Consider the following 3257-nt stretch of genomic DNA (forward strand, 5'->3'; position numbering starts at 1 on the left):
CCTCCCTTCACTCTCACGTTCACCCACAGATATTCATACCCCAGCATTACCTTAAGCACCCGCAGCGCTCCGTGATAGGGCAGTCCCTTCTTGCGGAAATTTCCGGCCCTGCACACATACTGCACCTGTCCTGAGGTTAGGAAGCCTTCCTTTCTTTTTATCAGCTCTGGCACATAAGCCTCCCTTTGGACGGGGCAGGCATAAAGCCGCTCCTCCAGTGCCCCAATGGGCGCTGTAAGCTCCTTCAGGGCTTCCTCCTCGCCCACAAAGTCAACCATCAGGTTTTCCTTTCGGAAAATCATTCTGGCCAGCTGGGCAAGACACTCCGTAAGCCGCTCTTTTTCCTCCTCAAAATGAGTTTCCAGGCGGCTGATCAGCCGGTAAAAGGAAATTCCCGACAGCACCTCTCCCACAGCGCCTGATACGCTTGCACCGGCCATGGCCCGGCCCACTGCCACACTGTGGCCTGCGGAAATCATCTGGGCCTGCATTCTGGATTTTCCCTCTGCAAGAATTTCATAAAGCCTTTTAGTATCCGAAAAATCGCTGGTGAGAAGAACCTCCTGCATCAGTTCCACCGCTTTGCCCAGATTTTCATAAAGAGCTTTTGTTTTCAGTTCCAGTGTCACATGGAAGCAGTCGGAATCCTCCACCTTTGCATAAACGTTGTTTACTGCTGCCATTCCTCCTGTCACCAGGTTCATCTCGTTAAACAAATCTCCATACTGATAGTGCTCTGTGTTCAAAAGCCCAAGGCAGCCTTTCAGTACGCCAATATACGGAAAATATTCCCGGGGAATATCCTTCACAAAAAAGATCAGGCGCAGATAGCCGATGCCGTTTGTAAAAACAGGATGATACAAAAGTCTGGTATCCCCCAGAAGTCGTTCCTCATTGACCAGAGCATTTGCTTCCTTTTTTAAATCCTTTCTGGTCAACAGAGGAATCTTCTGCAGATCCTCCGGACTGTCCGGCGTTTCCTGAAACTGCAAAAGAAGCTCCTGCCTGCCCTTTACCTGTGCAAGCTCTTCCTGCGTCATTTTTTCCAAAATATCCCTGAGCTTTTTCTTGTTTTCCTCCTCCTGTATGGCTGCCAGACCTTTATGAGGCTTTAAGATCACCACCGAGGTATGGGGATTGCGCAAAAGATACTTGTCTGTGAGAGCTTCAAAATACCCCTCGGATACCTTCCTTTTCAGTTCTTTGAAGGTATCCAGAGCCTCGATGTGGAGAAAGGGCTTCGTCTCATCATAAAGCCAGCTGTCCATAATCTGCAGTCCATACATCAAGCCCTTGGGGTAGGAGCCAAAATCCGCTTCCCTGTACTTAAACTCATAATAATTGATGCCCGCAAGCAGGGCTTTTTTATCGAAGCCCTCTCTTACAAGCCTCTCCAGCTCCTGCCTGATGGTATCCAAGAACAGCTTCTCCTTATTCAGGGAGGTTCCCTTTGCCACTATGCTGAAATAGGGCTGACGGATGCCGTTCTCATAGATGCTGTAGATATCCTTTCCCACCTTCAGATCGGTGAGCTTTTTCTTTAAAGGCGCTCCCGGAGCGGAGCAAAGGGCATAATCCAATATCTGGAAGGCCACATACAGCTCCTTGTCCAGGCTGTCTCCCACGGACACATTAAAGGAAAGGTAGGTATTGTCCTCCTCATCCTCCTCTTCGTTTAAGGGATATTCCCGCACCACCCGGTTCTGCCGGGTAAAGGCAGGCTCCTCTCCAATGGAAGAATCAATCTCTCTGGCATCAAAGGCAGAAAGATAATGCTCATCGATAAACATAAGCTTCTCTGCCATATCCATATTGCCATAGAGGTAAATGTAGCAGTTGGAGGGATGATAATATTTTTTGTGGAAGGCAAGAAACTCCTCATAGGTAAGCTTCGGGATTACCTGCGGATCTCCTCCCGACTCCCAGGCGTAAACCGTATGGGGGTAGAGAGAGCGCATCATCTCCCGCTCCAGCACGTCATCCGGGGAGGAAAAGGCGCCCTTCATCTCATTGTACACCACACCGTTTAAGGACAGCTCCCCTTCCTCGGAGAGCTCATAATGCCATCCCTCCTGGCAGAAAACAGCCTCTTTCTCATAAATGTTTGGATAAAACACCGCATCCAGATAGACGTGCATCAGATTCTGAAAATCCGTATCGTTACAGCTTGCAACGGGATATATGGTCTTATCCGGATAAGTCATTGCATTCAAAAAGGTATTTAAGGAGCCCTTCACAAGCTCCACAAAGGGATCCTTCACAGGAAATTCCTTTGAGCCGCACAAGACAGAATGCTCCAGAATGTGGGCTGCCCCGGTGGAGTCTTTGGGGGGTGTGCGGAAGCCTGCGTAAAACACCTTGTTTTCATCGTCATTGGAAATCAGGACCACTCTGGCTCCTGTTTTTTTGTGCCTGCACAAAAAGCACAGACTGTTGATATCCTTACTTTCTCTTTTTTCTAATATTTCATAGCTGGATAACTCTTCTACTCTCACGCATATACCTCCTGCCCGCCTTTTAGGACAATTCTTTTAAAATGATGCCAAAGCAAGCTTGCTCAGGATCAGCTCCTGCACTACCACGCCCTGTTTTTCCTTCTCCGAGGCAGGTATCCCGGCCAGTGCTTCCACGCTCAATATCCGCGTTACATACCGTTTCCCCGGCTTGCCTGTCAGGCTTTTTTTCTCCTCGAGAATGTTGATTTTCACCCGGGCCTTCATCTGTTTATATATCTTTACCAAAAAGCTTTTGGAATCCAGGTAATACAGATTGCTCTCCAGTGTATCCTCCGGGTGGGCCTCCGGAAGAATATATCGCTCTACCAGCAGCCGGAATTTAAAGGGAATTTCCTCCGTATCCACAATTTCCCCCAGCGTATATTTTGTCCCTATATACAGATTGCCCACATCCTGCATACTGTATTTATTGTCCTCGTAAATTGTCTGTTTCATTTCATCTCCATGCCTGCCACGAAGCCAGCCCCTTTCTCAGGTTCCCCTTATGGCTGCGTATTCTCAATATATTCGATCTGAAAGCCGCTCATGCGAAGCGCGTCCTGAATGCTTTTTAAGGACATGCCCGTCTCTTGGGCCAGCTCTTCCTTTGTCACCTTCCGGCATAACGCCTGGGACAGCTCTTTCGCTTTCTCTGTCACCAGATTTCCCTTTTCCAAAATCCGCCGGTCCATTTTCTCCTGGGCTGCATTTTCCTGGATAAATTCTTCCATGGCTCTCATAATCATACTGGAGAGCATTCCC

General features: G+C 48.5%; 3 protein-coding genes. All 3 read right to left on the reverse strand.

Annotated features, from left to right (window positions below):
* Positions 1-2495: insulinase family protein (locus tag AC1WIP_RS13490; RefSeq protein ID WP_481142314.1), on the reverse strand; the 2495-nt coding region annotated here is incomplete at its 3' end.
* A 36-nt stretch (positions 2496-2531) separates the two neighbouring features.
* Positions 2532-2951, reverse strand: a complete 420-nt coding sequence (locus AC1WIP_RS13495) for a hypothetical protein (RefSeq protein WP_481142315.1) — start codon at positions 2949-2951, stop codon at positions 2532-2534.
* Between the two features lie 47 nt (positions 2952-2998).
* The coding region (locus AC1WIP_RS13500; RefSeq protein WP_481142316.1) for a sigma-70 domain-containing protein at positions 2999-3257 on the reverse strand (259 nt) is incomplete at its 5' end.

Source organism: Acetatifactor sp., assembly GCF_982438285.1.

Coding starts and splice junctions, on each gene's coding strand:
- AC1WIP_RS13495 (WP_481142315.1), bottom strand. CDS start 2,951: ATGAAACAGACAATTTACGAGGACAATAAATACAGTATGCAGGATGTG.